At 68.3% G+C, this 26883-nt stretch carries 26 protein-coding genes; 17 read left to right on the forward strand and 9 right to left on the reverse strand.

Translation table 11 applies throughout. The features are described from left to right. Positions 1-45 precede the first annotated feature (45 nt). Together A4W93_RS01065 and A4W93_RS01070 are read right to left on the reverse strand one after the other, a co-directional pair. Positions 46-696: a hypothetical protein gene (locus tag A4W93_RS01065; RefSeq protein WP_085748847.1), complete on the reverse strand. Its 651-nt coding sequence runs from the start codon at positions 694-696 to the stop codon at positions 46-48. Between the two features lie 164 nt (positions 697-860). After that, positions 861-1454: a DUF937 domain-containing protein gene (locus tag A4W93_RS01070; protein ID WP_085748848.1), complete on the reverse strand. Its 594-nt coding sequence runs from the start codon at positions 1452-1454 to the stop codon at positions 861-863. A gap of 152 nt (positions 1455-1606) precedes the next feature. On the opposite strand from A4W93_RS01070, the gene A4W93_RS01075 reads away from it, so the two are divergent. Beyond that, the gene (locus A4W93_RS01075) at positions 1607-2059 is read left to right on the forward strand and encodes a carboxymuconolactone decarboxylase family protein (RefSeq protein ID WP_085748849.1); all 453 of its coding nucleotides are present in this window, start codon (positions 1607-1609) and stop codon (positions 2057-2059) included. Positions 2060-2170: 111 nt separating this feature from the next. Continuing rightward, positions 2171-3358 carry a diguanylate cyclase gene (locus tag A4W93_RS01080; protein ID WP_085748850.1) on the forward strand — a complete coding sequence of 396 codons (1188 nt, stop codon included), beginning with the start codon at positions 2171-2173 and terminating at the stop codon, positions 3356-3358. Here A4W93_RS01080 and A4W93_RS01085 read toward each other — a convergent pair. Further along, positions 3340-4125: an exodeoxyribonuclease III gene (locus A4W93_RS01085; RefSeq protein ID WP_085748851.1), complete on the reverse strand. Its 786-nt coding sequence runs from the start codon at positions 4123-4125 to the stop codon at positions 3340-3342. The two genes, A4W93_RS01080 and A4W93_RS01085, sit on opposite strands and share 19 nt — an antisense overlap. A gap of 11 nt (positions 4126-4136) precedes the next feature. Between A4W93_RS01085 and pyrE the strand changes: the two genes are divergently transcribed. Together pyrE and A4W93_RS01095 are read left to right on the forward strand one after the other, a co-directional pair. Next, positions 4137-4805: an orotate phosphoribosyltransferase gene (gene pyrE / locus A4W93_RS01090; RefSeq protein WP_085748852.1), complete on the forward strand. Its 669-nt coding sequence runs from the start codon at positions 4137-4139 to the stop codon at positions 4803-4805. Between the two features lie 26 nt (positions 4806-4831). Then, the gene (locus tag A4W93_RS01095) at positions 4832-5515 is read left to right on the forward strand and encodes a DUF4124 domain-containing protein (protein ID WP_099959834.1); all 684 of its coding nucleotides are present in this window, start codon (positions 4832-4834) and stop codon (positions 5513-5515) included. 39 nt (positions 5516-5554) lie between these two features. Here A4W93_RS01095 and gatB read toward each other — a convergent pair whose 3' ends face one another. Genes gatB through gatC form a run of 3 tightly spaced genes read right to left on the reverse strand, consistent with a single transcriptional unit; the run spans position 5555 to position 8791 of the window. Further along, positions 5555-6997, reverse strand: a complete 1443-nt coding sequence (gene gatB / locus A4W93_RS01100) for an Asp-tRNA(Asn)/Glu-tRNA(Gln) amidotransferase subunit GatB (RefSeq protein WP_085748854.1) — start codon at positions 6995-6997, stop codon at positions 5555-5557. A 7-nt stretch (positions 6998-7004) separates the two neighbouring features. Beyond that, positions 7005-8495, reverse strand: coding sequence for an Asp-tRNA(Asn)/Glu-tRNA(Gln) amidotransferase subunit GatA (gene gatA / locus A4W93_RS01105; RefSeq protein ID WP_085748855.1), 1491 nt, complete (start codon positions 8493-8495; stop codon positions 7005-7007). After that, positions 8492-8791, reverse strand: a complete 300-nt coding sequence (gene gatC / locus A4W93_RS01110; RefSeq protein ID WP_085748856.1) for an Asp-tRNA(Asn)/Glu-tRNA(Gln) amidotransferase subunit GatC — start codon at positions 8789-8791, stop codon at positions 8492-8494. The genes gatA and gatC overlap by 4 nt, the downstream gene beginning before the upstream one ends. Positions 8792-9059: 268 nt before the next feature. On the opposite strand from gatC, the gene A4W93_RS01115 reads away from it, so the two are divergent. The 5 genes from A4W93_RS01115 to rodA all read left to right on the forward strand — a co-directional run bounded on the left by A4W93_RS01115 (position 9060) and on the right by rodA (position 15079). Next, a complete protein-coding gene (locus A4W93_RS01115; RefSeq protein ID WP_056663273.1) occupies positions 9060-10103 on the forward strand; it encodes a rod shape-determining protein in 1044 nt (347 codons plus the stop codon). 102 nt (positions 10104-10205) lie between these two features. Then, positions 10206-11132 carry a rod shape-determining protein MreC gene (gene mreC, locus A4W93_RS01120; protein WP_085748857.1) on the forward strand — a complete coding sequence of 309 codons (927 nt, stop codon included), beginning with the start codon at positions 10206-10208 and terminating at the stop codon, positions 11130-11132. Continuing rightward, positions 11129-11647 (forward strand): rod shape-determining protein MreD, encoded by a 519-nt coding sequence (gene mreD, locus A4W93_RS01125; protein WP_085748858.1) that lies wholly within the window; start codon positions 11129-11131, stop codon positions 11645-11647. The genes mreC and mreD overlap by 4 nt, the downstream gene beginning before the upstream one ends. Before the next feature lie 163 nt (positions 11648-11810). After that, on the forward strand, positions 11811-13925 hold the full coding sequence (gene mrdA, locus A4W93_RS01130; RefSeq protein WP_085748859.1) for a penicillin-binding protein 2: 2115 nt from the start codon (positions 11811-11813) through the stop codon (positions 13923-13925). Beyond that, positions 13922-15079 (forward strand): rod shape-determining protein RodA, encoded by a 1158-nt coding sequence (rodA, locus tag A4W93_RS01135; protein WP_085748860.1) that lies wholly within the window; start codon positions 13922-13924, stop codon positions 15077-15079. Before mrdA ends, rodA begins: the two co-directional genes overlap by 4 nt. On the opposite strand, the gene A4W93_RS01140 is transcribed toward rodA, so the two are convergent. The 3 genes from A4W93_RS01140 to A4W93_RS01150 all read right to left on the reverse strand — a co-directional run bounded on the left by A4W93_RS01140 (position 15080) and on the right by A4W93_RS01150 (position 18435). Beyond that, positions 15080-16147 (reverse strand): patatin-like phospholipase family protein, encoded by a 1068-nt coding sequence (locus A4W93_RS01140; RefSeq protein ID WP_085748861.1) that lies wholly within the window; start codon positions 16145-16147, stop codon positions 15080-15082. Between the two features lie 64 nt (positions 16148-16211). Further along, entirely contained in the window at positions 16212-17657 is a 1446-nt protein-coding gene (locus A4W93_RS01145) for a sensor histidine kinase (RefSeq protein ID WP_085753998.1), read from the reverse strand. A gap of 106 nt (positions 17658-17763) precedes the next feature. Continuing rightward, on the reverse strand, positions 17764-18435 hold the full coding sequence (locus A4W93_RS01150) for a response regulator (protein WP_085748862.1): 672 nt from the start codon (positions 18433-18435) through the stop codon (positions 17764-17766). A gap of 162 nt (positions 18436-18597) precedes the next feature. Between A4W93_RS01150 and recA the strand changes: the two genes are divergently transcribed. From recA to A4W93_RS01190, 8 genes are all read left to right on the forward strand, one after another. After that, on the forward strand, positions 18598-19701 hold the full coding sequence (gene recA, locus A4W93_RS01155) for a recombinase RecA (RefSeq protein ID WP_085748863.1): 1104 nt from the start codon (positions 18598-18600) through the stop codon (positions 19699-19701). A 134-nt stretch (positions 19702-19835) separates the two neighbouring features. Then, positions 19836-20381: a regulatory protein RecX gene (locus tag A4W93_RS01160; protein ID WP_085748864.1), complete on the forward strand. Its 546-nt coding sequence runs from the start codon at positions 19836-19838 to the stop codon at positions 20379-20381. 490 nt (positions 20382-20871) lie between these two features. Next, positions 20872-22032 (forward strand): ADP-forming succinate--CoA ligase subunit beta, encoded by a 1161-nt coding sequence (gene sucC / locus A4W93_RS01165; protein ID WP_085748865.1) that lies wholly within the window; start codon positions 20872-20874, stop codon positions 22030-22032. A gap of 25 nt (positions 22033-22057) precedes the next feature. Next, positions 22058-22951: a succinate--CoA ligase subunit alpha gene (sucD, locus tag A4W93_RS01170; protein ID WP_085748866.1), complete on the forward strand. Its 894-nt coding sequence runs from the start codon at positions 22058-22060 to the stop codon at positions 22949-22951. Positions 22952-23123: 172 nt separating this feature from the next. After that, positions 23124-23876, forward strand: coding sequence for a TerC family protein (locus A4W93_RS01175; RefSeq protein ID WP_085748867.1), 753 nt, complete (start codon positions 23124-23126; stop codon positions 23874-23876). Positions 23877-23934: 58 nt separating this feature from the next. Next, entirely contained in the window at positions 23935-25188 is a 1254-nt protein-coding gene (locus A4W93_RS01180; protein ID WP_085748868.1) for a serine/threonine-protein kinase, read from the forward strand. A gap of 61 nt (positions 25189-25249) precedes the next feature. Further along, positions 25250-26032, forward strand: a complete 783-nt coding sequence (locus A4W93_RS01185) for a Stp1/IreP family PP2C-type Ser/Thr phosphatase (protein ID WP_085748869.1) — start codon at positions 25250-25252, stop codon at positions 26030-26032. 82 nt (positions 26033-26114) lie between these two features. Continuing rightward, positions 26115-26798 (forward strand): FHA domain-containing protein, encoded by a 684-nt coding sequence (locus A4W93_RS01190; protein ID WP_085748870.1) that lies wholly within the window; start codon positions 26115-26117, stop codon positions 26796-26798. Positions 26799-26883: the final 85 nt, after the last annotated feature.

Here is a 26883-nt window from a genome sequence, read left to right on the forward strand (position 1 = left end):
GGGTGGGAGGAGACGGGGCGCATCCCCCCGATTATCCCCGGCCGATCAGAAGCGGTAGTTCACGCCGATGCTGACCTGCGGGATGACCTTGAGCTTGCCCACGTCGTCGCGGATCTCGGCCATTTCCTTGTCGATGTCCGCCTGGCTCACGAGGGCCGGGTTGCCGAGGTTCGGGCCCGAATGGGTCTCGGAGACCTTCGGCTTGCCGAACGACGCGCCGAGGTCGAACACGAAGCCCCAGCCGCTCTCCTGGTGGTGGCCGTAGCCGATGCCGAGGTACGGCGTGGTCTTCGGGTACTCGACCTTCACGTTGAAGCGGTCGTCCGGGCTCGCGACGAAGGTGGTGTCGCCCACTTCCCAGGGCGTCACGCCGTCGCCCCGGGCGTCGAGGTTGGCCTTGACGTTGTTGAACGTGACGCCGGCGGTGAGGCGCAGGCCGCCCGAGATGAAATAGTCGCCGAAGAGGCCGGCGCGGTGCGCGTCGATCTTCGCGTTGTAGGCGATGCCGTCCTCGGTGCGGCGTTCCTTGTAGCGGCCGAGCGAGCCGATGTCGCCGCGCACGGTGAAGCTCGCGTTGACGGGGTGGGCGTAGCCGAGCATCACGCCGGGCAGCCCGATGTTGCCGTAGACCTCGCCGGCATGGGCGAAGGAGGCGGACGCGAGCAGGACGGCAGCGGCGACGGAACGTCGGATCATCGGGAAGGTCTCCAAGGTTGGGATGAAATCGGGCACAGCGACACTGTGTCGGCAGGTCGCCGGGATTTCTTCAACCGTTGGGACGAGGCCGTTGGCCGAGTCGTGACGTCCTTGGGGGAGGAGGGGTCGGCCGGATGGGCCAGGGGGCGCCCCGGCCCGTGCGATCAGCGCATCGCCTTGCCGGCCAGGCGCAGGATGTCGTCGAGGGAGTTGCCGTCCCCGTTGAGGTCCAGCATCGCGGCGAGCCCGCCGCCACCCGCGCCGGGCGCGGCCTGGCGGCCGCCGAAGAGACCGCCCAGCAGGCCCCCGAGGTCGCTGTCCATCGGCGACCCGGCGGTCGCGGGCGCGGCGCCGCCTTGCTGGCGCGCCATGTAGCCGGTGACCATCATCGCCAGCAGCGGCAGCATCTTCTTCAGCAGCGACGGGTCGAGCCCGGTCTGGGACGCGGCGTTCTGCGCGACGGTGCGGCTCACATCGGGCGACCCGAAGATCTGGCCGAGCACGTCGTTGCCCTGGGTGGGGTCGGTGCGCTGCGGGGAGAGCACCTGGTCGAGCAAGCCACTGCCGCCCAGCTGGCCGAGCAGGCCCCCGAGGCCGTCGAGGCCGCCGGGCTGCGCTTGCGCCTGCTGCTTGAAGCCGCCGAGGATGGCGGGGAGCAGGGCCTCGGCGCCGGTGGCGACCTCGCTCTCGCTGGCGCCCAGGTCGTTGGCGACCGACTGGAGGCCGCCCATCTGGGCCAGGATGTCCGTGATCTGCATGGCTGCTCCTCGGAGGTGGGTGGGGTGCGTGGATGCTACGACTTCGCGCCCGGCTCCACCAGCGGCCGCTGTCACAACCCGCGAGGCTGCCGCGTCTTGAAGGGCATGGAGGGTCGCACGGTGCGGCCGTCCTTCACTCCCGAAAGACCGCCATGAGCCACGCTCCCCGTGTTCCGTACTTCAAGCTCGCCCCGAAGGCCTTCCAGGCCCTCTACGACCTGTCCAACGTCATCAAGAAGGGCTCGCTGTCGCCGCGCCTGGTCGACCTCGTGTTCCTGCGGGTCTCGCAGATCAACGGCTGCGGCTACTGCATCGACATGCACTGGGCCGACCTGATCCGCCAGGGCGAGGACCCCCGCCACATCAACACGCTGGCCGGCTGGCGCGAGTCCCCGTTCTTCGATGAACGCGAACGTGCCGCGCTGCGCTGGGCCGAGATCATCAACGCCACGCCGAACAGCGATGCGAGCGACGAGGAGTTCGCGCTGCTCAAGGCCCGGTTCAACGACACCGAGATCGCCGAGCTGGGCTTCGCCATCGCGACGATCAATGCATGGAACCTGCTGAACGTGGGGTTCCGGAACCCGATTCCCGAGAAGGGGTGAGCGATTCTCGCGCCGGCCGGGAGCCCACCGTCCCGGTCCTGTGCAGCACCTCACGTTCTGGCGTCCGGCGGCACCCCCTGCGCGGGAGACAATCCCCGCGAGGAGGAGCGCATGTTCGGACGACTGTGGACTTTTGCCTTTGGAAAACAACCGTCGGGGCGAGCCGCCGAAACCCATCGGGCACTGGTCGACGAATTGACGCAACTTCCGACCCGCTACGTGATGGTCGAGCGCCTGCGCGCGGCTCGCGACGCAGGCACGGCCGGTGTGCTGGCGATGTGTGATCTCGACATGTTCAAGCAGCACTGCGACCACCACGGGCACAGCGGCGGCGACGCCATGCTCAAGGCGGCCTCCGAGCGTCTCCAGGCCTTGCTGCCCCCTCCGGCCTGGCTGGCCCGCTACGGGGGAGACGAGTTCGTGGCGTTCCTGCCTGAAGCGACCCTTCCCGACGCACGGCGGATGCTGGAGCGCTGTCTCGAGGCGATCCGGCAGCCCATCGAACTGCCCTCAGGTTCGCTCCACCACGTCACGATGTCGGCGGGACTCGTCACGTTTCCGGCCGGATCCATCGACGAGGTGCTGCAGGGCGCGGACGTCGCGCTGTATGCCGCGAAGGCCCGTGGACGGGATCGCGTCGTGGTCTTCGACGATGACACGCGCAAGATCGTGGCGGCGCGCCGGGAACTTGCCGCTGCCGTCTTCGAACTCCAGGAGCGCAACCGGGCGCTGCACGACGAAGCGCGCACGGACGCACTCACCGGGCTGAGGAACCGGCTCGCCCTCGACGAGGTGCTCGACGCCACGCTGGGGGGCGCCGATCCGCGCTTCGCCTCGGCTGCGGTGGCCTTCGTCGACATCGACCACTTCGGCAACTACAACCACATCCACTCCGACACCCTGGGCGACGCGGTGCTGCGGTCGGTGGCGATCTGCATGCGTGCCGGGTCACGCGATCCCGATCTTGTGTTCCGCAAGGGCGGAGAGGAACTGGTCGTGGTGATCCCGGACGCGGTGGGCCGGGCCGCCGTGGTGGCCGCGGAACGCCTCCGGGCCGGGGTGGAAGCGCTCGGCATTCCCCATTCCGATTCCTCCGCGGCCTCCGTCGTGACGGTGACGGTCGGAGTGGCCAGCGGCGAGGACGGCTGCTCCCTGCGCCAGCTTCTGGAGGCGGCGTCAGACCAGGCGATGCGCGCGAAGGTCGCGCATGCGAGAAACCGCGTTCACGCCGTCGACGTCAAGGCGCCTCGTGCCCCCGGGCCCGCGGGGCACACTTCGGATCAGAGGTCGAACTCGTAGTCGATGATCAGCGGCGCGTGGTCGGAGAAGCGCTGGTCGAGGAAGATCGATTCCTTGCGGGCCAGCTTCGCCAGCGCCGGCGTGGCGAGGTGGTAGTCGAGGCGCCACCCCACGTTCTTCGCCCAGGCCTGGCCGCGGTTGCTCCACCAGGTGTACTGCTCGGCGTTCGGGTTCAGCGTGCGGAACACGTCCACGAGCCCGACCTCGTCGAGCGTGTGGGTCATCCACGCGCGTTCCTCGGGCAGGAAGCCGCTGTTCTTCTGGTTGCTGCGCCAGTTCTTCAGGTCGATCTCCTTGTGGGCGATGTTGATGTCGCCCACGAGGATGAACTCACGCTCGGCCTTGAGCCGCTGCAGGTGCGGCGTCATCAGCGCGAGGAAGCGGAACTTGGCGAGCTGGCGTTCCTCGCCGCTCGAGCCGCTCGGGAAGTAGCAGCTGATGATGCTCAGCTTCCGCGCCGGGGTGTCGAAGCGCAGTTCGAGGTAGCGCCCTTCGGCGTCGAACTCGGGCGAACCGAAGCCGACGACCACGTCGGACGGCGTCTTCCGGGTGTAAACCCCGACCCCCGAATACCCCTTCTTTTCGGCAAAGTGAAAGTGCCCGTGCAGGTCGTGCAGGCGCTCGAAGCGGCCCGCCACGTCGGCCTGCTGGGCCTTGATCTCCTGCACACCCATACAATCGGCGCCCAGGGCCTCGGCCCAGGGAACGAGCCCCTTGGTCGCAGCGGACCGGATGCCGTTCAGATTCAGAGACACCAGACGGAACACGAAAGACTCCCATGACCCTCCCGCGCGACACCGATCCCCTCGCACAAGACTTTGTGGCGTTTTCGGTGGAGGCCGGGGTGCTGCGGTTCGGGGAATTCAAGACCAAGGCCGGGCGGCTGTCGCCCTATTTCTTCAATGCCGGCCTCTTCGACGACGGCGCCAAGCTCGGCCGCCTCGCGGAATTCTATGCGCGCCGCCTGATCGCCTCGGGCCTCCAGTTCGACATGCTGTTCGGACCGGCCTACAAGGGCATCACGCTCGCGGCGGCCGTCGCGGTCGAGCTCGCGCGGCACGGCCGCAACGTGCCGTATGCCTACAACCGCAAGGAAGCGAAGGACCACGGCGAAGGGGGAACCCTTGTCGGCGCGAAGCTGGCCGGCCGCGTTCTCATCATCGACGACGTCATTTCGGCGGGAACTTCGGTGCGGGAGTCCATCTCGATGATCCAGGCGGCCGGCGCCGTGCCGTCGTCGGTGGTCATCGCGCTCGACCGGCAGGAGAAGGCCACCGACGACGGTTCGGAGTCGGCCGTGCAGTTCGTGCAACGCCAGCTCGGCCTGGAGGTGTGCGCCATTGCGACGCTGAAAGACTTGTTGCAGTATCTGGAAACCAACCAGGACCCGTCCCTCGGCGCCCATGGCGCGAAGGTGGCGGCCTACCGAGACCGATACGGGGTTTGATGGTGCCTTCGTCACGTTTGCCTGCTTTGACCCTTCCGGCCGCCGGGCGCGTCGCCGCCATCGCCGTGCTGTTCTGCGCCGCGGGCGGCAGCCAGGCCGCTCCGAACATCTACAGCTGCGTCGACAGCAACGGCCGCCGGCTCACCTCCGACCGGCCCATCCCGGAATGTTCGGCCCGCGAGCAGCGGCTGCTGAACTCCGACGGGTCGGTGCGCCGTGTCGTGCCTCCCACCCGCACGGTCGACGAGCAGGCCGAGTACGAGGAGCGCGAACGCAAGGCTGCCGCCGAGCGGGCCGCCCAGCAGGACGCCGTGCGGCGCGACCGCAACCTGCTGTCGCGGTTCCCCGATGAAGCCACGCACCGCAAGGCGCGCGAGGCGGCCCTCGACGACGTGGACAAGGGCGTGCGCTTCTCCGAGAACCGGCTGAAGGAGCTGGAGCGCGAACGCAAGCCGCTGCTCAACGAGTCCGAGTTCTATGCGGGCAAGCAGATCCCGCTGAAGCTGCGCCAGCAGCTCGACGCCAACGACGCCGCCACCGAGGCGCAGCGGGCGCTGGTGCAGAACCAGAAGGACGAGATCGTCCGCATCGACCGCATCTACGACGCCGAGCTCGCGCGCCTCAAGCGCCTGTGGGCGGGTGCCGCACCGGGCTCGCTGCCCGTCGCACCGCCGCCGTCTTCCCCGCCACGCAAGGACGCCTCGCGCTGACCGGGGCGCCAGCCCGCCGAGGCGGGCCGGGCGGGCTCGTCAGCCGAGCTTCTTCTTCAGCAGCTCGTTGACGGTGGCCGGGTTGGCCTTGCCCTTCGTGGCCTTCATCGCCTGGCCGATCAGTGCGTTGAACGCCTTTTCCTTGCCGGCCCGGAACTCTTCGACCGACTTGGCGTTCGCCGCCAGCACCTCGTCGAGGATGCGTTCGAGTTCGCCGGTGTCGTTCGTCGTCTTCAGGTCCTTCGCCTCGATGATGGCGTCGACGTCGCCCCCCTCGGCCCACAGCACGTCGAACACCTTCTTCGCGTTGTTGTTGGCGATGGTGCCGTCGGCGATTCGGCCGATCAGGCGGGCGAGCGTGGGCGCGTCCACGCGACTCGCGGCGATGGTCAGGCCGTCGGCGTTGAGCCGGCGCGAGATCTCGCCCATCAGCCAGTTGGCCACGAGCTTGGGGCTGCCGCTGGCCTTCGCCGCGGTCTCGAAGAACGCGGCGGTGGCCTTGTCCTGCGTCATCAGCGTGGCGTCGTAGGCGGGCAGCGCGTAGTCGGCCTGGAAGCGCTCGGCCATCTTGCGCGGCAGCTCGGGCATCGAGGCGCGCACCTCCTGCACCCAGCTGTCGGCGATGACGAGCGGGGGCAGGTCGGGATCGGGGAAGTAGCGGTAGTCGGCCGCGTCTTCCTTCGTGCGCATCGCGCGGGTCTCGCCCGTGTCGGGGTTGAACAGCACGGTGGCCTGCTGCACCTTGCCGCCGTCCTCGATCAGGTCGATCTGCCAGTTGATCTCGAAGTCGATCGCCTGCTGCATGAACTTGAACGAGTTCAGGTTCTTGATCTCGCGGCGCGTGCCGTAGTCGGCGCCCGGCTTGCGGACCGACACGTTGACGTCGCAGCGGAACGACCCCTCCTGCATGTTGCCGTCGCAGATGTCGATCCACTGGACCAGCTCGTGCAGCGTGCGGGCGTACTCGACGGCCTCCGCACCGGAGCGCATGTCGGGTTCGGTCACGATCTCGAGCAGCGGCGTGCCGGCCCGGTTCAGGTCGACGCCGGTCTGGTGCCCCTCGTGCACCGACTTGCCGGCGTCTTCCTCGAGGTGGGCGCGCGTGAGGTTGACCTTGTGCTTGACCTCGCCCACGTAGAACTCGACCGCGCCGCCCTGCACGACGGGGATCTCGTACTGGCTGATCTGGTAGCCCTTGGGCAGGTCGGGGTAGAAGTAGTTCTTGCGCGCGAAGATCGACAGCGGCGCCACCTTGGCGCCCACGGCCAGGCCGAAGCGGATGGCGCGCTCGACGGCGCCGCGGTTCATCACCGGCAACGTGCCGGGCAGGGCCAGGTCCACGACCGAGGCCTGCGTGTTGGGGGCGGCACCGAACTGCGTGCTGGACCCGCTGAAGATCTTGCTCTGCGTGGACAGCTGGGTGTGGGTCTCGATGCCGATCACGACCTCGTAGCCCCGGATGAGTTTGGACGTTGTGGACATGGTTCGATCAGTAGCCGGTCGGGGTGCGGGCGTGCCAGTCGGTCGCCTGCTGGAACGCGTGCGCCGCATGCAGCAGCGTGCCTTCCTGGAAGTAGTTGCCGATCAGCTGCAGCCCCACGGGCAGGCCCGCGTCGCCGTGCCCCGCGGGCAGGCTCATGCCGGGCAGGCCGGCCAGGCTCGCGGGCAGCGTGAAGATGTCGGCGAGGTAGTTGGCGACCGGGTCGTCCGTCTTGTCGCCGAGCTTCCATGCCACCGTGGGCGCCACCGGGCCGGCGATCACGTCGCACTGCCGGAAGCAGGCCTGGAAATCGTCGGCGATCATGCGCCGCAGCTTCTGGGCCTGCAGGTAGTAGGCGTCGTAGTAGCCGTGGCTCAGCACATAGGTGCCGATCATGATCCGGCGCTTGACCTCGTCGCCGAAGCCTTCGGCGCGGCTCTTCTTGTACATGTCGACGAGGTTGTCGTACTGCGCGGCGCGGTGGCCGTAGCGCACGCCGTCGAAGCGGCTCAGGTTCGACGAGGCCTCGGCCGGCGCGATGATGTAGTACACCGGGATCGACAGCTCGGTGCGGGGCAGGCTCACGTCGACGAGCGTGGCGCCGAGCTTCTCGAGTTCGGCGAGCGCGGCGCGCACCGCGCCGTTCACGTCGGCGGCCAGTGCCTGCGGGAAGAACTCGGCGGGGAGGCCGATGCGCAGGCCCTTGAGCGGCTGCGCCGCGGTGGCGCCTTCGCGCGGGGCCGTGAGGGCCGCGGCGAAGTCCGTCTTCGGCTGCTGCGCGCTGGTGGCGTCGCGTTCGTCGAAGCCGCTCATCGCGCCGAGCAGCAGCGCGCAGTCCTCGGCGCTGCGTGCCATGGGGCCGGCCTGGTCGAGGCTGGAGGCGAAGGCGATCATGCCGTAGCGCGAGACACGGCCGTACGTGGGCTTGATGCCGGTGATGCCTGTGAAGCTCGCGGGCTGGCGGATGGAGCCGCCGGTGTCGGTGCCGGTGGCCGCGGGCACGAGGCGCGCCGCCACGGCCGTGGCCGAGCCGCCCGACGAGCCGCCAGGCACGCGGGTCACGTCCCAGGGGTTCTTCACCGCGCTGAAGGCCGAGTTCTCGTTGCCCGAGCCCATCGCGAACTCGTCGCAGTTGAGCTTGCCGATCGTGACCATGCCGGCGCCCGAGAGGTGCTGCACGACGGTGGCGTCGAACGGGCTCTGGTAGCCGGCGAGCATCTTCGAGCCGGCCGTGGTGGGCAGGTCGCGCGTGACGAAGATGTCCTTGTGCGCGAGCGGCACGCCGAGCAGCGCGCCGCGTTCACCGGCGGCGCGGCGGGCGTCGGCCGCGGCGGCCTGCGTGAGCGCGTGTTCGGTGTCGGCGCAGAGGAAGGCGCCGAGATGTTCATGAGCCGCAACGCGTGCGAGCAGATGTTTCGTGATCTCGACGCTCGAGACGGTGCCCGCATCGAGCGCGCGGCCCAGTTCGGCGACGCCGAAGGTGTGCAGTTCCTTGCTCATTCGATGACCTGCGGGACGAGGAAGAGGCCGTCTTCCACGGCGGGGGCGCTGCGCTGGTTCAGCTCGCGCTGGTCGGTCTCGGTGGCACGGTCCTCGCGCAGGCGCAGGGTCACTTCCTGCACGGCGGACAGCGGGGTGTAGAGCGGTTCGACGCCGCTCGTGTCGATGGCGCTCATGCGCTCGACGATGGAGAAGAAGCCGTTGAGTTGCTGCAGCATCGCGGCCTGCTCGGGAGCCTGGAGTTCCAGGCGGGCCAGGTTGGCGATGCGGCCGACGTCGTCGGGGGTCAGTGCCATTGAAAATGCGCTCTAGAAGGGGTCTCCGCGGGGGCGAAAACCAGGGGTGATGCAGTATTATCCCCGGTTATCCACAAGCCCTCGGGGCTTGAAACCCAATTGAGCCCTCGCGGGCCGCTCACGAAAAAGCCCGCGCGGGCATTCGCCCTCATTCCAACGGAACCACGTCGCCCAGCCTGCCTTCCAAGCCCCGCGACCGGTCCCGGGCTCCCGCCCGGCCCCTGACGCGCCTGCTCCGACAGCCCAGACGACCAACCCCACACCGCCCATGTTCGCATCCCTGCGCCGCTACTTCTCCACCGACCTCGCCATCGACCTCGGCACCGCCAACACGCTGATCTACGTGCGCGGCAAGGGCATCGTGCTCGACGAACCGTCCGTCGTCGCCATTCGCCACGAAGGCGGCCCGAACGGCAAGAAGACCATCCAGGCGGTGGGCGCGGAAGCGAAGGCCATGCTGGGCAAGGTCCCGGGCAACATCGAGGCCATCCGCCCGATGAAGGACGGCGTGATCGCCGACTTCACCGTCACCGAGCAGATGCTCAAGCAGTTCATCAAGATGGTCCACGACTCGAAGATGCTGCGCCCGAGCCCGCGCATCATCATCTGCGTGCCCTGCGGTTCCACCCAGGTCGAGCGGCGGGCCATCCGCGAATCGGCACTGGGCGCCGGCGCGTCCGAGGTGTACCTGATCGAGGAACCCATGGCCGCGGCCATCGGTGCCGGCCTGCCGGTCTCGGAAGCCAGCGGCTCCATGGTCGTCGACATCGGCGGCGGCACCACCGAGGTGGGCGTCATCTCGCTGGGCGGCATGGTCTACAAGGGCAGCATCCGGGTGGGCGGCGACAAGTTCGACGAGTCCATCATCAACTACATCCGCCGCAACTACGGCATGCTGATCGGCGAACCCACCGCCGAGGCCATCAAGAAGAACATCGGCAGCGCCTTCCCGGGCTCCGAGGTCAAGGAGATGGAAGTCAAGGGCCGCAACCTCTCCGAAGGCGTGCCGCGCAGCTTCACCATCAGCAGCAACGAGATCCTCGAGGCCCTGACCGACCCGCTGAACCAGATGGTTTCCGCGGTGAAGAACGCCCTCGAGCAGACCCCGCCCGAACTGGGCGCCGACATCGCCGAACGGGGCATGATGCTCACGGGCGGCGGCGCGCTGCTGCGCGACCTGGACCGCCTGCTGGCCGAGGAAACCGGCCTGCCGGTGCTCGTCGCCGAAGACCCGCTGACCTGCGTGGTGCGCGGCTGCGGCATGGCCCTCGAGCGCATGGAGCGCCTGGGTTCCATCTTCACGTCCGAGTGACCCGCCATCGCACCCACCTTCCTTCGTGTGACGCGGCCGGCGGCCCGACCCCGTGCCGTCGAGATGGTTTGACTTGAACGCACTGCCGACACGGGTTCACCCATGGCTCTAGGGATGCTCGACCGGACCCCGCCGCCCTTCTTCCGGCAAGGGCCCTCGGCGCTCACGCGCCTGATGTTCTTCTCGGCCCTGGCCCTCTTCCTGATGGTCGCCGATACCCGCTTCCAGCTGACCCAGCCGCTGCGGGCCATCTTCGCCACCGTGCTGCACCCGGTCGAACGGGTGCTGCGCGTGCCCGTCGACGCCTGGCAGGGCGGCAGCGAGTACTTCCTGGGCCTCGAGGAGGCCCTCGCCGCCGAGGCCAAGGCGCGCCAGGAACTGTCGGTCCAGGCGGTGCGGGCCGCGCGCGTCGAGCAGCTGATGCAGGAGAACCTGCGGCTGCGCGCGCTGCTCGACCTGCGTCCGGCGCTGAAGGTGCGCTCGCAGGCGGCCGAGATCCTGTACGACGCGCCCGATCCGTACTCGCGCAAGGTCATCATCGACCGGGGCGCACGGCATGGCGTGGCACTCGCCTCGCCCATCATCAACGAGGCCGGGGTGCTGGGGCAGGTCACGCGCGTCTACCCATACAGCGCCGAGGTCACCCTGCTGACCGACAAGGAAGCCGCCATCCCCGTGCTGAACAACCGCACCCAGGCCCGCAGCGCCGCGTTCGGCAACCCGAACGGCGCCGGCCTCGAGCTGCGCTTCATGGCCGGCAACGCCGACGTGCAGGTGGGCGACGAACTCTCCACGTCGGGCGTCGATGGCATCTACCCGGCCGGCGTGCCGGTCGCCAAGGTCATCAACATCGACCGGCGCGTCGACTCCGGCTTCGCCCGCATCGCGCTCGCGCCGCTGTCGTCGCCCGACAGCGTGCGCCACGTGCTGGTGCTGGAGCCCGTCGGCGTGCAGATGCCGGCCAAACCCGAGCCCGAACCGGCCAAGGCCGCGTCGGCCCCGGCCGGACGGAAAGGAGGCCGCAAATGATGCCCCGTGGCGCAGACCAGCTGCTGCTGCCCGTGAACCCGGTGTTCATCTGGTTCTCGCTGCTGGTCGCCTTCCTGTTCAACCTCGTGCCGCTCGGCCGCAACCCGGCGTTGCCCGACGTGCTGGCCCTCGTGCTCGTGTTCTGGAACGTGCACCAGCCCCGGCGCGTGGGCGTCGGCGTGGCTTTCCTGTTCGGGCTGATGATCGACGTGCACGACAGCGCCGTGCTGGGCCAGCACGCGCTCGCCTACACGCTGCTGAGCTACTTCGCCATCACGATCCACCGCCGCCTGCTGTGGTTCGACTTGCTGACCCAGGCCTTGCACATCCTGCCGCTGTTCCTCGCGGCACACGCGGTGTCGCTGGCCGTGCGCATGCTGGTGGGCGGCATGTTCCCGGGCTGGGAACTGCTGCTGGCGCCGGTGTTCGAAAGCCTGTTGTGGCCGGTGGTGTCGCTGCTGCTTCTTGCCCCGCAGCGGCGTCCTCCCGATACCGACAAGAACCGCCCCTTGTAGGCCGCGCGCCCCTGCTCGTCATGTGCTCCACCCTCCCAGCTGTCATCCCGGCGAAGGCCGGGACCCTCGGCCGTGTCGTCGAGGCCGTGCCGTCTCGCGCGCCCAAGGTCCCGGCCTTCGCCGGGATGACGCTGGGTGAGGTGAGGGTGGCCGGGAGGACGCCATGACCGAACTCAAGAACGTCAAGGCGGAACTCAGCCGCTTCCGGCTGCGCCTCATCGCCGCCGCCGTCTTCGTGCTCTTCGCCTTCGGCCTGCTGCTCGCCCGCCTGGTCGTGCTGCAGGTGGTGCGGCACGAGGAGCTGTCCACCCGCGCCGAGAACAACCGCATCGCCGTGGTGCCGGTGGTGCCGAACCGCGGGCTGATCGTCGACCGCAACGGCGTCGTGCTCGCGAACAACTACTCGGCCTACACGCTCGAGATCACGCCGTCGAAGGTCGAGGACCTCGACGCCACCATCGACGCCCTGGTGCCGCTGGTCGACGTGACGCCGCGCGACCGCAAGCGCTTCAAGCGCCTGCTCGACGAAAGCAAGAGCTTCGAGTCGCTGCCCATCCGCACCCGGCTCACCGACGAGGAAGTGGCGCGGTTCACCGCGCAGCGTTTCCGCTTCCCCGGCGTCGACATCAAGGCCCGGCTGTTCCGCAACTACCCGCTGGGCGAGGTGGGCGCGCACCTGATCGGCTACATCGGCCGCATCAACCAGACCGAAAAGACCGCGATGGAGGACTGGCCGGAAGAGCAGCTCGACAACTACCGCGGCACCGAGTACATCGGCAAGCTGGGCATCGAGCAGAGCTACGAGTCCGAGCTGCACGGCATCACCGGCTTCGACGAGGTCGAGACCAGCGCAGGCGGCCGCGCGGTGCGCCGCCTCAAGAGCCACCCGGCCACGCCGGGCAACAAGCTCGTGCTGTCCATCGACATCCGGCTGCAGGCCCTCGTCGAGGAACTGTTCGGCGACCGCCGTGGCGCGCTCGTCGCGATGGACCCGCGCTCCGGCGAGATCCTCGCCTTCGTCAGCAAGCCCACGTTCGACCCGAACCTGTTCGTCGACGGCATCGACGTCGACTCGTGGCGAGAGCTCAACGAGTCCATCGACAAGCCGCTGCTCAACCGCGCGCTGCGCGGCACGTATCCGCCGGGCTCCACGTTCAAGCCGTTCATGGCGATGGCCGCGCTCGCCACCGGCAAGCGCACGCCGAACCAGACCATCTACGACGGCGGCACCTTCCAGTTCGGCAACCACACCTTCCGCAGCCACGGCGACGGTGGCCTGGGCCAGGTCGACATGACCCGCTCCATCGTCAAGTCGAGCAACGTGTACTACTACTCGCTCGCCAACGACATGGGCGTCGACCTGATCCACGACCAGCTCGAGCCGTTCGGCCTGGGCCGCAAGACGGGCATCGACGTCGAGGGCGAGGTGACCGGCCTGCTGCCGTCCACCACGTGGAAGAAGAAGGCGTACAAGAAGCCCGAGATGCAGAAGTGGTACGCCGGCGAGACGATCTCGCTGGGCATCGGCCAGGGCTACAACAACTTCACGATGCTGCAGCTGTCGAGCGCGCTGTCCACTCTCGTCTCCGGCGGCCAGCGCTACAAGCCGCGACTCGTGCGCCAGATCGAGGACGTGGTCACCCGCGAGCGCCGCGACGTCACCCACGACGCGCTGGAGCCGCTGCCGCTCAAGCCCGAGCACGTGCAGCTGGTGATGAAGGCCATGCATGGCGTGACGCAGGAAGGCACGTCCACCCGCGTGTTCTCGGGGGCCGGCTACCAGAGCGGCGGCAAGACCGGTACGGCCCAGGCCGTCGGCGTGCGCCAGAACGAGAAGTACAACGCGTCGAAGCTGGAAGAGCACCGGCGCGACCACTCGCTCTACACCGCGTTCGCGCCGCTCGACAACCCGACCATCGCCCTCGCGGTGATCGTCGAGAACGCCGGCTTCGGTGCCGCGGCCGCCGCGCCCATCGCGCGCCGCGTGATCGACTACGAGCTGCTGGGCCGCTACCCGAGCGTGGAGGACATCGCCCTCACGCGCGAAGGCAAGTCGGGGCCGCCCATCGGCGCCGCCCGCGCCGCCTCGGCCATCCCGCTGCCGGGCAACGCGCCGTCGGTGGCCGTCACCGGGCCGGTGGTGCCCACGGCGCCCGTCGTGATGGCGCCGGCTCCGGCCGCTTCCGCGGCGCCCGCCCCGGCACCTGCCGCCTCGGCGGCTTCGTCGGCCACACCCGCCCGCGGCCGCCAGATCGCATCGACCGGAGGTGCGCGATGAGCGCCGTGTTCGACAAGCCCTCCCCGTGGACACGCCTGAAGCCGGTGTTCACCGGCTTCGACGGCCCGCTGTTCCTCGCCATCGTGCTGCTGGCCGCCGGTGGCCTGGTCACCATGTATTCGGCCGGCTTCGACCACGGCACCCGCTTCGTCGACCACGGCCGCAACATGCTGATCGCCCTCGGCATCCTGTTCGTGGTGGCGCAACTGCCCCCGCAGAAGCTGATGGCGGTGGCCGTGCCGCTGTACCTGGTGGGCGTGGCGCTGCTGCTGGCCGTGGCGATGTTCGGCATCACGAAGAAGGGCGCCACGCGCTGGCTCAACGTCGGGGTCGTGATCCAGCCGAGCGAGATGCTCAAGATCGCCACGCCGCTGATGCTCGCGTGGTGGTTCCAGCGGCGCGAGGGGAACCTGCGCGTGCTCGACTTCCTCGGCGCCATCGGCCTGCTGATGGTGCCGGTGCTGCTGATCGCGAAGCAGCCCGACCTCGGCACGTCCATCCTCGTGCTGTCGGCCGGTCTGTTCGTGATCTTCTTCGCCGGGCTGTCGTGGAAGCTCATCATCCCCGTGGTGGTGGCCGGCGCCCTGGGCATCGGCGCGCTGGTGGCAGCCGAGGACCAGATCTGCCAGCCGGGCGTGTCGTGGGCGCCCATCCTGCGCGACTACCAGAAGGACCGCGTCTGCACGCTGCTGGACCCGAGCCTCGACCCGCTCGGCAAGGGTTTCCACATCATCCAGGGCATGATCGCCATCGGCTCGGGCGGGGTGCAGGGCAAGGGGTTCATGAAGGGCACGCAGACCCACCTCGAGTTCATCCCGGAGCGCACCACCGACTTCATCTTCGCCGCGTTCTCCGAGGAGTTCGGCCTGGCCGGCTGCATCGCGCTGCTGCTCGGCTTCACGTTCCTGATCTTCCGGGGGCTGATGATCGCGGCCGACGCGCCCACGCTGTTCTCGCGGCTGCTGGCGGGCGCCATCACGCTCAGCTTCTTCACCTACTGCTTCGTCAACATGGGCATGGTGAGCGGCATCCTGCCCGTGGTGGGGGTGCCGCTGCCGTTCATCAGCTATGGCGGCACGGCCATGGTCACGCTGGGGCTGAGCCTCGGGATGCTGATGTCCATCGCGAAGTCGCGAAGGTTCATGAAAAGCTGATCAGCCCTTCGGCTTCTTGGAGGCCTTCAGGAATTCCTTGTCGATGTCGAGCGTGGCCTTCACGCCGATGTCGTCACGGTGCTTCTTCAGCCACTGGTTCGCCGACGCCCGGCCCAGTTCGAACAGCTGCTCGAGGAAGCTCCATTCGGTGTTGAGCTTCGACGCCGAGCCGAAGGCCACGAGGCCCTTGTCGTCGGCCACCATGTGCAGCCGCAGGTCCTTGTAGCGGCCGGGGTCGAGGTGGCCTTCGCGCACCAGGCGCGAGACGAACGCGATGGCGCGCATCTCCGACATCAGGCTCGCGTTGAACGTGATCTCGTTGATCCGGTCCATGATGTCCTCGCTGCGCTTCGGCACCCCTTCACGCACGAGCGGGTTGATGCGCACGAGCAGGATGTCGAGCGACTCCGTCTCGTAGATCAGCGGGTACAGCGCCGGGTTGCCGGTGTAGCCGCCGTCCCAGTAGGCGTCGTCGCCGATCTGCACGGCCTGGAACAGGAGGGGCAGGCACGCGGACGCCAGCAGCGCGTCGAGGCTCAGGTCCTTGCCGGTGAACACGCGGGGCTGGCCCGTGCGCACGCTGGTGGCCGTGATGAACAGGTGCAGCGCGCAGTCGCGGATGGCGCCCTCGTCGACGTGACGGCGCAGCACGTCGCGCAGCGGGTTCAGGTTCAGCGGGTTGAACTCGTAGGGGCTGAACGAGCGGAAGAAGGAGTTGGCCCACTTGTAGCCGGGCAGCATGTCGAGGCTGAAGCTGTCGGTGACGGTGTTGACCTTGCTCGCCGAGAACGGCGCGAACACCGAACCCGAGCGGCTCACGTCCTGCCAGAACGCCTTCAGCGCCTGGCGCGCGCCGTCGCGGCCGACCTGCTGGTAGCCGGTGGCCAGCACCGCGGCGTTCAGCGCGCCGGCGCTGGTGCCCGAGACACCCTGGAAGTGGATGTGCTCGTCCTCCAGCAACCGGTCCAGCACGCCCCAGGTGAAGGCGCCGTGCGACCCGCCGCCCTGCAGCGCGAGGTCGATCTGCCGGTCGGGTGGGGTGGGGTCGGGGCGCTCGGCTGCGGCCATGGGGTCGGATCCTCCGGGGTGACCGCCCGAGTCTATGCCGTGTGCCGGTGGCCCGGCGGCCCGGTCAGCCTTTGGGGGCGGGCGCGGCGGGGAACCGCACGGTGAAGCGGGCGCCGGGGCTCGATGCGTGGCCGGCGCGCGGGCGCAGGTTCGCATCCTCGAGCGCCACCTCGGCGCCGTGCTGCGCGGCGATCTCCGCCACGATGGCGAGGCCGAGGCCCGAGCCGTCGACGTTCGTGCCGAGCGCCCGGTAGAACGGCTGGAACACCTTCTCGCGTTCGGCCGCGGGAATGCCGGGGCCCGAGTCCTCCACCTGCAGCACCACCACCTGGCCGAACGGATCGTCCACCACCCGCACGGTGACCGTGCCGCCGGCCGGTGTGTAGTTGAGCGCGTTGTCGACGAGGTTGCGGATCAGCTCGCGCAGCAGCACCGGCTGGCCGCTCACCAGTGGCCCGGCCGAGGGTGTGCGGCCCGGGCGGCCGGCCTCGGGGCCTTCGTAGCCGAGGTCGATGCGCTTCTCGAGCGCGCGGGGCACGAGGTCCTGCACCGTCTCGGTGGCCAGCCGCGCGAGGTTGACCGCCGGGTGGGTGAGGGACTGCGCGGCGTTCTCGGCCCGCGCCATCGCGAGCAACTGGTTCACCATGTGCGCGGCGCGCTGGCTGGAGCGGGCGATCTGCTGCAGCGACTTCTTCAGCGTCTGCGGGTCCACCTGGCCCGCGTCGATCTCGCGCTGGGCGAGTTCGGCCTGCGTGCGCAGCCCGGCGAGTGGCGTCTTGAGCTGGTGGGCCGCGTCGGCGAGGAAGTGCTTCTGCGCGCTGATGCTGCGGTCGAGCCGCGCGAGCAGGTCGTTGATGGCGCGCACGAGCGGGGACACCTCCTCGGGCGCCTCGCGTTCGTCGATGGGGCTCAGGTCGTGGCTCTCGCGGCGGCGGATGCGCTGCTGCAGTTCGTTGAGCGGGGCGATGCCGCGGGCCAGCGCGAGCCACACGAGCAGCACCGCCACGGGCAGGATGACGAACTGCGGCAGCATCACGCCCTTGATGATCTCGGTGGCGAGGCGCGAGCGCTTGCCCAGCGTTTCGGCCACCTGCACGAGCGGCGGCGGTCCGCCGACCTGGCCCGGCAGGCGCACGCGCACGTACGCCACGCGCACCGGCTCGCCGTTCATCTCGTCGTCGCGGAACAGCATGGTGCCGGCGGGGGCGGCCTCCTCGTCGGCGGGCGCGGGCAGCTGGCGGTCGCCTCCGATGAACGAGCCCTCGGGCGAGATCACTTGGTAGTAGAGCGTGTCCGACTCGTCGGCGTGCAGCAGCTCGGCGGCGTCCGAGGGCAGCGAGAACAGCGTGTGCGGCGTGCCGTCGACCGTGACCTCGGCGCTGATGTGGCGCGACAGCAGCCGGGCCTTGTCGCCCAGCTCGCGGTCGAACGGCTTGTTCGCGATGCCCTGCGCCACGAGCCAGGTGAGCACCACGCTCATGGGCCACAGCAGCAGCAGCGGGGCGAGCATCCAGTCGAGGATCTCGCCGAAGAGCGAGCGCTGCTCGCGCGGGAAACCCGCGTCGGCCGGCGTGCCCTCGGGCGCGCGGTTCCTCAGGCGGCGGAAGCGGAACGCGTCAAGACGCAATCTTTTCCAGGCAGTAGCCCAGCCCGCGGACGGTGGCGATGCGGACCGGCCCGTGTTCGATCTTCTTGCGCAGCCGGTGGATGTAGACCTCGATGGCGTTGTTGCTCACCTCTTCGCCCCATTCGCAGAGGCGCTCGACCAGCTGGTCCTTGCTGACGAGGCGACCGGAGCGCTGCAGCAGCACCTCGAGCAGGCTCAGCTCGCGGGCCGAGAGGTCGATCATCTGGTCGTTGAAGTAAGCGACTCGGCCCGTGGTGTCGAACGTGAGCGGCCCGTGCTTCAGGATGTGCGACGCGGTGCCGAGGCCGCGGCGGGTGAGGGCGCGCACGCGGGCCTCGAGCTCCTGCAGCGAGAACGGCTTGGCCATGTAGTCGTCGGCGCCGAGGTCGAGGCCCTTGACGCGCTGCTCGACGCTGTCGCCGGCGGTGAGGATCAGCACCGGCACGCTGGCACCGCGGCCGCGCAGCTTGCGCAGCACCTCGAGGCCGTGCATCTTGGGCAGGCCCAGGTCGAGGATCAGCAGGTCGAACTCGTGGGAGGCGAGGGCGGCGTCCGCCTCGCTGCCGCTCGCGACGTGGTCGACGGCGTAGCCGCCGTTGCGAAGGGACCGGAGCAGGCCGTCCGCGAGGACCTGGTCGTCTTCGGCGATGAGGATGCGCATGGCGGCGGGCACGGGACCGGTGGAGGGAGCCTCAAGTTTCCCACGCCCTGCGCGGGGAGGCTTCGGGGCTACCCCTCGGGTCGGCGCGTTTAATTCACTGTCGAAAACACTGTACAAATAGCCAGTCTTGTTGATAATTCAGGGCAACCTTCTGGAGAACACATGGACGCCGCCGTCAAACCCGCCACCCTCAACACCGAAAAGGCCAAGGCCCTGCAGGCTGCACTCGCCCAGATCGAGAAGCAGTTCGGCAAGGGCACCATCATGCGCCTCGGTGAAGGCGAGGTCATCGACGACATCGACGTGGTCTCCACCGGCTCCCTCGGCCTCGACGCCGCGCTGGGCGTGGGCGGCCTGCCCCGCGGCCGCGTCGTCGAGATCTACGGCCCCGAGTCCAGCGGCAAGACCACGCTCACGCTGCAGGTCATCTCCGAGATGCAGAAGCTCGGCGGCACCTGCGCCTTCATCGACGCCGAACACGCGCTCGACGTGCAATACGCCCAGAAGCTCGGCGTGAACCTGCAAGACCTGCTGATCAGCCAGCCCGACACCGGCGAACAGGCCCTCGAGATCGTCGACGCGCTGGTGCGCTCCGCCTCGGTCGACCTGGTCGTCGTCGACTCGGTGGCCGCGCTCACGCCCAAGGCCGAAATCGAAGGCGAGATGGGCGACTCGCTGCCCGGCCTGCAGGCCCGCCTGATGAGCCAGGCGCTGCGCAAGCTCACTGGCACCATCAAGAAGAACAACACGATGGTGATCTTCATCAACCAGATCCGCATGAAGATCGGCGTGATGTTCGGTTCGCCCGAAACCACCACCGGCGGCAACGCGCTGAAGTTCTACGCCTCGGTGCGCCTCGACATCCGCCGCATCGGCTCCATCAAGAAGGGCGAAGAGGTCATCGGCAACGAAACCAAGGTCAAGGTCGTCAAGAACAAGGTCTCGCCCCCGTTCAAGACGGCTGAGTTCGACATCCTCTACGGCCAGGGCATCAGCCGCGAAGGCGAGGTCATCGACATGGGTGTCGAGGCCAAGGTGCTCGAGAAGTCCGGCTCCTGGTACGCCTACAACGGTGAAAAGATCGGCCAGGGCAAAGACAACGCCCGCGAGTTCCTGAAAGAGAACCCCGACCTCGCCGTCGAGATCGAGAACAAGGTGCGCGAAGCCCTGGGCATCCCGCTGCTGCCGGTGGCCGAACCCGTGGTGGCCGAGGCCGGCAAGCCGGCCAAGAAGGCCAAGGCAGCCGCTCCGAAAGACGAAGAATAAAGTCCCTCGGCCCGGTTGAGCACCCACCCTCGTCCTGTCATCCCGGCGAAGGCCGGGCCCCTGGGCGCCCTCCGAAGGTCCCGGCCTTCGCCGGGATGACCAGGGTGGAGGGCAAGGTTTTTCACGGGCGACGCATGGCCCAGACCAGACTCTCCCTCAAGGCCCGCGGCATCCAACTGCTCGCCCAGCGCGAGCACAGCCGAAGCGAACTGCGGGCCAAGCTGCTCCGGCACGCCCGGGCCGACATCCTCCTCGCCCAGCAGGTGGCTGCGGCCGCTGCCCTTGACGTCCATGCTCACGCGGGCGGCGTCACACCCATCGAGCCCGCCGCGGCGCCAGACCCCGAGGCTGCCGTCGACACCCTCCTCGACTGGCTCGAAGCCCACCACTACCTCGACGAAACCCGCTTCGTCGAAAGCCGCCTGCACGCCCGCGCGGGCCGGTACGGCAACCTCCGCATCCGCCAGGAACTGGCCCAGCACGGTGTTGTGTTGTCAGACAACGACGCCGCGGCACTGAAAAGTTCAGAACTTGCACGCGCCCGCGAGGTCTGGTCGCGCAAGTTCGGCGACGTGCCGGCCGATCCGGCGGCCCGCGCGAAGCAGATGCGTTTCCTCGCCGGACGCGGTTTTTCGCCCGAGGTGATCCGCCGCGTGGTGCGCGGCGGCGAGGACGACTGAATGCCTGGAACGCGTGCCGTTCGTGCGCACATCGCACGTCTGGCGCCCGGTTCACCGAAGAGACGGTATGGCGCGGCGAGGTCGGTGACCGCGGCGCACCCGCCCCGGAGAAACCCGGGTTCGGTGCCCCGGCGGGCGGCCTGGAACACCATCCGGCCGATCCGTCAAATCGCCCGCAAAGCCCATGGCAACGTGGGTTCTACGTACCGCATGCGCCAATTTGGTGCAGTGCAAAAATGCTATATTCCTCAGGCTTTTCCCTGTGGTTTCGTGCTTGCTCTCGCTTGAAGGCAGGCCGTCCCTTCGAACCATCCCGATGGCCCTGTCTTCCGCTGTGTCCCCGGCTTCGGCCTCCCACCGTGCCCTGCGCGTCCGTGCAGGCCAGGGGGTTGCCGCCCGGATTCCACGCGCCGGAAGCCTTGCGTGACGGCGCCCCGCGCCACACGACCACCCCACCCGTTTCCCTCGAACCCGAGCAAGAGAGTCAGCGATGAAAATCCATGAATACCAAGGCAAGGAAATCCTGCGCCAAGCCGGCGTCCCCGTGCCGCGCGGCTACCCCGCGTTCAGCGTGCAGGAAGCCCTCGACGCCGCCCAGAAGCTGGGTGGCCCGGTCTGGGTCGTGAAGGCCCAGATCCACGCCGGCGGCCGTGGCAAGGGTGGCGGCGTCAAGCTCGCCCGCTCCATCGAAGACGTCAAGAAGCTGTCGGGCGAGATCCTCGGCATGCAGCTGATCACGCACCAGACCAGCGCCGAAGGCCAGAAGGTCCGTCGCCTGCTGATCGAGGAAGGCGCCGACATCAAGAAGGAATACTACGTCGCCGCGGTCACCGACCGTGCCACGCAGAAGGTCGCCATCATGGCTTCCAGCGAAGGCGGCATGGACATCGAGGAAGTGGCCCACGCCACCCCCGAGAAGATCATCAAGGTGTTCGTCGACCCGGCCACCGGCCTGACCGACGCGCAAGGCGCCGAGCTGGCGAACGGCATCGGCGTTCCGGCCGCGTCGCAAGCGCAAGCCATCGACGTGTTCAAGAAGCTGTACCAGGTGTACATGGACACCGACTCGTCGCTCGCCGAGATCAATCCGCTGATCCTCGAAGGCAACGGCGGCATCAAGGCCCTCGACGCCAAGTTCAACTTCGACAGCAACGCGCTGTTCCGTCACCCCGAGATCGTCGCCTACCGCGACCTCGACGAGGAAGACCCCGCTGAAATCGAAGCCAGCAAGTTCGACCTGGCCTACATCCAGCTCGACGGCAACATCGGCTGCCTGGTGAACGGCGCCGGCCTGGCCATGGCCACGATGGACACCATCAAGCTGTTCGGCGGCGAGCCCGCCAACTTCCTCGACGTGGGCGGTGGCGCCACGGCCGAGAAGGTCACCGAAGCCTTCAAGATCATGCTCGGCAACCCGAAGGTCAAGGCCATCCTGGTCAACATCTTCGGCGGCATCATGCGCTGCGACACCATCGCCGAAGGCGTGATCGCCGCGTGCAAGGCCGTGAACCTGAACGTGCCGCTCGTCGTGCGCATGAAGGGCACGAACGAAGACCTCGGCAAGAAGATGCTGGCCGAGTCCGGCCTGCCCATCATCAGCGCCGACTCGATGGCCGAAGCCGCGCAAAAAGTCATGGCTGCCCTGAAGTAAGCCGACGGAGCACCAAGGAAACATCATGAGCATCCTGATCAACAAAGACACCAAGGTCATCACGCAAGGCATCACCGGCAAGACGGGTCAGTTCCACACCCGCATGTGCCGCGACTACGCGAACGGCAAGGCTGCGTTCGTGGCCGGCGTGAACCCGAAGAAGGCCGGCGAAGACTTCGAAGGCATCCCCATCTTCGCGAGCGTCAAGGACGCCGCCAAGAACACCGGCGCCACCGTCAGCGTGATCTACGTGCCGCCCGCGGGCGCGGCCGCCGCCATCTGGGAAGCCGTCGAGGCCGACCTGGACCTGGCCATCTGCATCACGGAAGGCATCCCCGTCCGCGACATGCTGGAAGTGCGCAACCGCATGAAGGCCAAGGAAGCCAAGGGTGGCAAGAAGACGCTGCTGCTGGGCCCCAACTGCCCGGGTCTCATCACCCCCGATGAAATCAAGATCGGCATCATGCCGGGCCACATCCACCGCAAGGGCCGCATCGGCGTCGTGAGCCGCTCGGGCACGCTGACGTACGAAGCCGTCGCCCAGCTGACCGAGATCGGTCTCGGCCAGTCGAGCGCCGTCGGCATCGGTGGCGACCCGATCAACGGCCTGAAGCACATCGACGTGATGCGCCTGTTCAACGACGATCCGGACACCGATGCGGTGATCATGATCGGCGAGATCGGCGGTCCGGACGAAGCCGAAGCCGCACGCTGGGCCAAGGACAACATGAAGAAGCCGATCGTCGGCTTCATCGCCGGTGTCACCGCCCCTCCGGGCAAGCGCATGGGCCACGCCGGCGCGCTGATCTCGGGCGGCGCCGACACGGCCGATGCCAAGCTCGCCGTCATGGAAGAGTGCGGCTTCACCGTCACGCGCAACCCGTCGGAGATGGGCAAGCTGCTCAAGGGCCTGCTCTGATCGCATGCCTCGGGTGACCCCGACATGACAAAGGCCGCCTCCGGGCGGCCTTTTCAGTTGCGGGTCGCGATGCGTCCGTAATTCCACGCACGGGGGCGCCCCGTGCGGAACTTAAACTCTCTGTCCCGATCGCGCGCGCGGTGCGCCGGCCACATCTTTCGAAGGAATCTCCATGGCGGAGTTCATCACCCCCGCGTTCTGGATCGCGGTGGGCCAGATCATCATGATCGACATCCTGCTGGGCGGCGACAACGCGGTGGTGATCGCGCTCGCCTGCCGCAAGCTGCCCGGCAACCTGCGCACCAAGGGCATCCTGTGGGGCACCGCCGGTGCCATCGTGCTGCGCGTCATCCTGATCTTCTTCGCGCTGCAACTGCTGGCCATCCCGTTCCTGAAGATCGTGGGCGCGCTGCTGCTCGTGTGGATCGGCGTGAAGCTGCTGGCCCCCGAACCCGAGGACGACCACGGCAACATCCAGGGCAGCGACAAGCTCTGGGGTGCGGTCAAGACGGTCATCGTGGCCGACCTCGTGATGAGCATCGACAACGTGATCGCCATCGCCGGCGCCGCAGGCAACGCCGGCCACGAAGGCCACACGATGCCGCTCGTGATCTTCGGCCTGCTGGTCAGCATCCCGATCATCGTCTGGGGCAGCCAGCTCGTCATCAAGCTGATGGATCGCTTCCCGATCATCATCACGCTCGGCGGCATGCTCCTCGGCTGGATCGCGGGCAGCATGCTCGTGACCGACCCGGCCCTCGTGAACCCGGACACCATCGCCAGCATGCCGAAGCTGGTCGTGACCGACACCATCAAGTACGCTGCGGGTATCGCCGGAGCCCTGCTCGTGCTCGCCTTGGGCAAGATCATCGCGGCGCGCCACGCGGCGGCTGACGACAACAAGGCGGGTGCGACGTCCGACTGACGGCGACGCCCATTCGGCAACCGGGTCCCCGCACGGACCCGCACGGAGGCGTTGACGCATGAGGGGGTTCTGGATCCAGCAGGTGCCGACCATCGGGTTGGTGTGCGGGTTCGTGGTGTTGGTGCTCGTGTGGCTCCGCTGGGGCCTGGCGCGGGTGCCGCCCGTCAGCGCGATGTTCGTCTCCGCACTGGGCGCGATGTCCCTGCTGCTCATCGCCACGCTCACCACCGCCCCGTGGTCCGTCGCCTGTGCGGTGGGCGCCGTGGCGCTGGGCATGGGGCACGCCGGCTGGATGCTGGGCGCCCTCGCGATGCGCCCCCGGCCGCCCGTGCCGGTGCCGCAGCCGGCCCGCCCGGCAGCGGGGCCCGCGGCCCAGGCCGCCGCGCCGGCCGTCCTCGAACGCAAGACCCTCGGCCGCTACCGCGTCGACCGCGAGATCGGCCGCGGCGCGATGGGCGCCGTCTACCTGGGCACCGACCCGAAGATCAACCGCCAGGTGGCCATCAAGACGATGGCCCTGAGCAAGGAGTTCCACGGCCAGGAACTCACCGAGGCGCGCCAGCGCTTCTTCCGCGAGGCCGAGACCGCCGGCCGGCTGCAGCACCCCGACATCGTCACCATCTTCGACGCCGGCGAGGACCAGGACCTCGCCTTCATCGCCATGGAGTACCTGAAGGGCGAGGACCTGCAGTGCCACACCCAGAACCTGCTGCCGGTGGCGGATGTCGTGCGCATCACCGCCCGGGTGGCCGAGGCACTCGCCTACGCGCACAGCCAGGGCGTGGTGCATCGGGACATCAAGCCGGCCAACGTAATGATCGACCTCGCCACCGACCTGGTGAAGGTCACCGACTTCGGCATCGCCCGCATCGCCGATTCGAGCCGCACCCGCACGGGCATGGTCCTCGGGACCCCCTCGTTCATGTCGCCCGAGCAGATGGCCGGGCGCCGGGTCGACGGCCGCAGCGACCTCTACTCCCTCGGCGTGATGCTGTACCAGCTGCTGACCGGCCACCTCCCGCACCGGGCCGATTCGATGGCCACGCTGATGTACGAGATCGCCAACCAGACCCCGCCCGACGTGCGCAACTGGCGCCCCGAGATTCCCGAGCTGCTGGCCCGCACCGTGGCGCTCGCGCTGGAGAAACGGCCCGAATCCCGGTATGCCGACGGCCGGCTGATGGCGGCCGACCTGACCGCTGCTTTGGCCCTCGTGGGGGGATTGCCACCCCCGCCAGCGACGCCGGAAGGCGGTTTACCCCCCAATTCCGGCGGTTTCGACGCCACGGTGAAAATAAACCGCGGCGAATGAGGGCACAATTCGCACCTCTGCCCGTCACCCAGGTCCGATGAACCTCCCCGCGCCCTCTTCGATGACGCTCGAATTTTTCAGTGCCACGGACACCGGCCGCGCCCGCAACAACAACGAGGATTCCGTCGCCATCCACGAGCCTTCGGCCCTGGTGGTGCTGGCCGACGGCATGGGGGGCTACAACGCCGGCGAAGTCGCGAGCGGCATGGTCACGTCGTTCATCAAGACGGAACTGGGCCGCTGGCTGCTCGAGGCGTCCGACAGCGCCTCCGACGGCGACGTGCGCCGGGCCATGGACATCTGCGTCGACAACGCCAACCGCGCCATCTTCAACGCGGCCAACTCGAACCCGCAGTACGCGGGCATGGGCACCACCCTCGTGGTGGGCGCCTTCCGCGACGGCCGCCTGCTGATGGGCCACGTGGGCGACTCGCGCGGTTACCGGTTCCGTGCCGGCCGCCTCGTGCAGATCACGCATGACCACTCGCTGCTCCAGGAACAGATCGACGCCGGCCTGATCACCCCGGAGCAGGCCGCCTTCTCCGCGAACAAGAACCTGGTCACCCGCGCCGTGGGCGTGGAAGACACCGTGCTGCTGGAAACCCACCTGCACGACGTGATGCCGGGCGACATGTACCTGCTGTGCTCCGACGGGCTGTCGGACATGCTCGACGACGACAGCATCGCGCAGGTGTTGCAGGCACACGAATCGCCGGAAGCCGCGGGTGTCGCCTTGATCGATGCGGCCAACGACGCGGGCGGAAAGGATAATATCGCCGTGGTGCTGGTTCGCGTCCGGGGACAGAGCGTGGCCTCCCGATCCTGGTGGCCGTTCCGCCGGTGACGTGAATCATCGGTTCAACGCTTCGAGATCCCACTCCGACCCGCATCGAGGGTCGTGCAACAGACAAAACTAGAGGTTTAGCATGGGCAAGCTGGTCGTATCGCTCGACGGTGTGGTGATCAAGGAAGTGCAGATCACGAAGGACAAGACGACCCTGGGCCGCCGTCCTTACAACGACATCGTGATCGACAACCTCGCGGTGAGCGGGGAACACGGTGTGCTGCAAATGGTGGGCGCCGACGTCTTCATCGAAGACCTCAACAGCACCAACGGCACCTACATCAACGGCAAGGCCGTCAAGAAGCAGCTGCTGGCGCACAACGACACGGTCGAGATCGGCAAGTACAAGATCAAGTACCTCGTCGACGACGGCACCGACTACGAAAAGACCATGATCATGAAGCAGGGTGGGGGCGCCGCGGCGATGCCCGCCCCCAGCTACAGCCATGGTTTCGCGCAGACCAGCGCCCCCAACTCCAACTTCGGCGGCCTCGGCCAGCCGGTGATGCCCGGCTCCATCAAGGTGCTGAACGGCGCCGCGGCGGGCCGCGAGGTCGCACTCACGAAGGTGGTCACCACCGTCGGCAAGCCCGGCGTGCAGGTGGCCTCCATCACGAAGCGCCCCGGCGGCTACGTGTTCGCGCACGTCGAGGGCGCCACGCGCCCCACGGTGAATGGCAATCCGCTGGTGGGTGACACCATGCATTTGAAGAACGGCGATGTCATTGAACTTGCCGGCACCCAAATGCAATTTGTTCAAGTCTGATCCGGCTCATCCGAACAAGCCGTCATCCCGGCGAAAGCCGGGACCCATTGCGCTCGCAGCGCGGGGCCCGTGAAGCATTCCACGT

The organism is Piscinibacter gummiphilus, from assembly GCF_002116905.1.
Lineage (GTDB): Bacteria > Pseudomonadota > Gammaproteobacteria > Burkholderiales > Burkholderiaceae_C > Rhizobacter > Rhizobacter gummiphilus.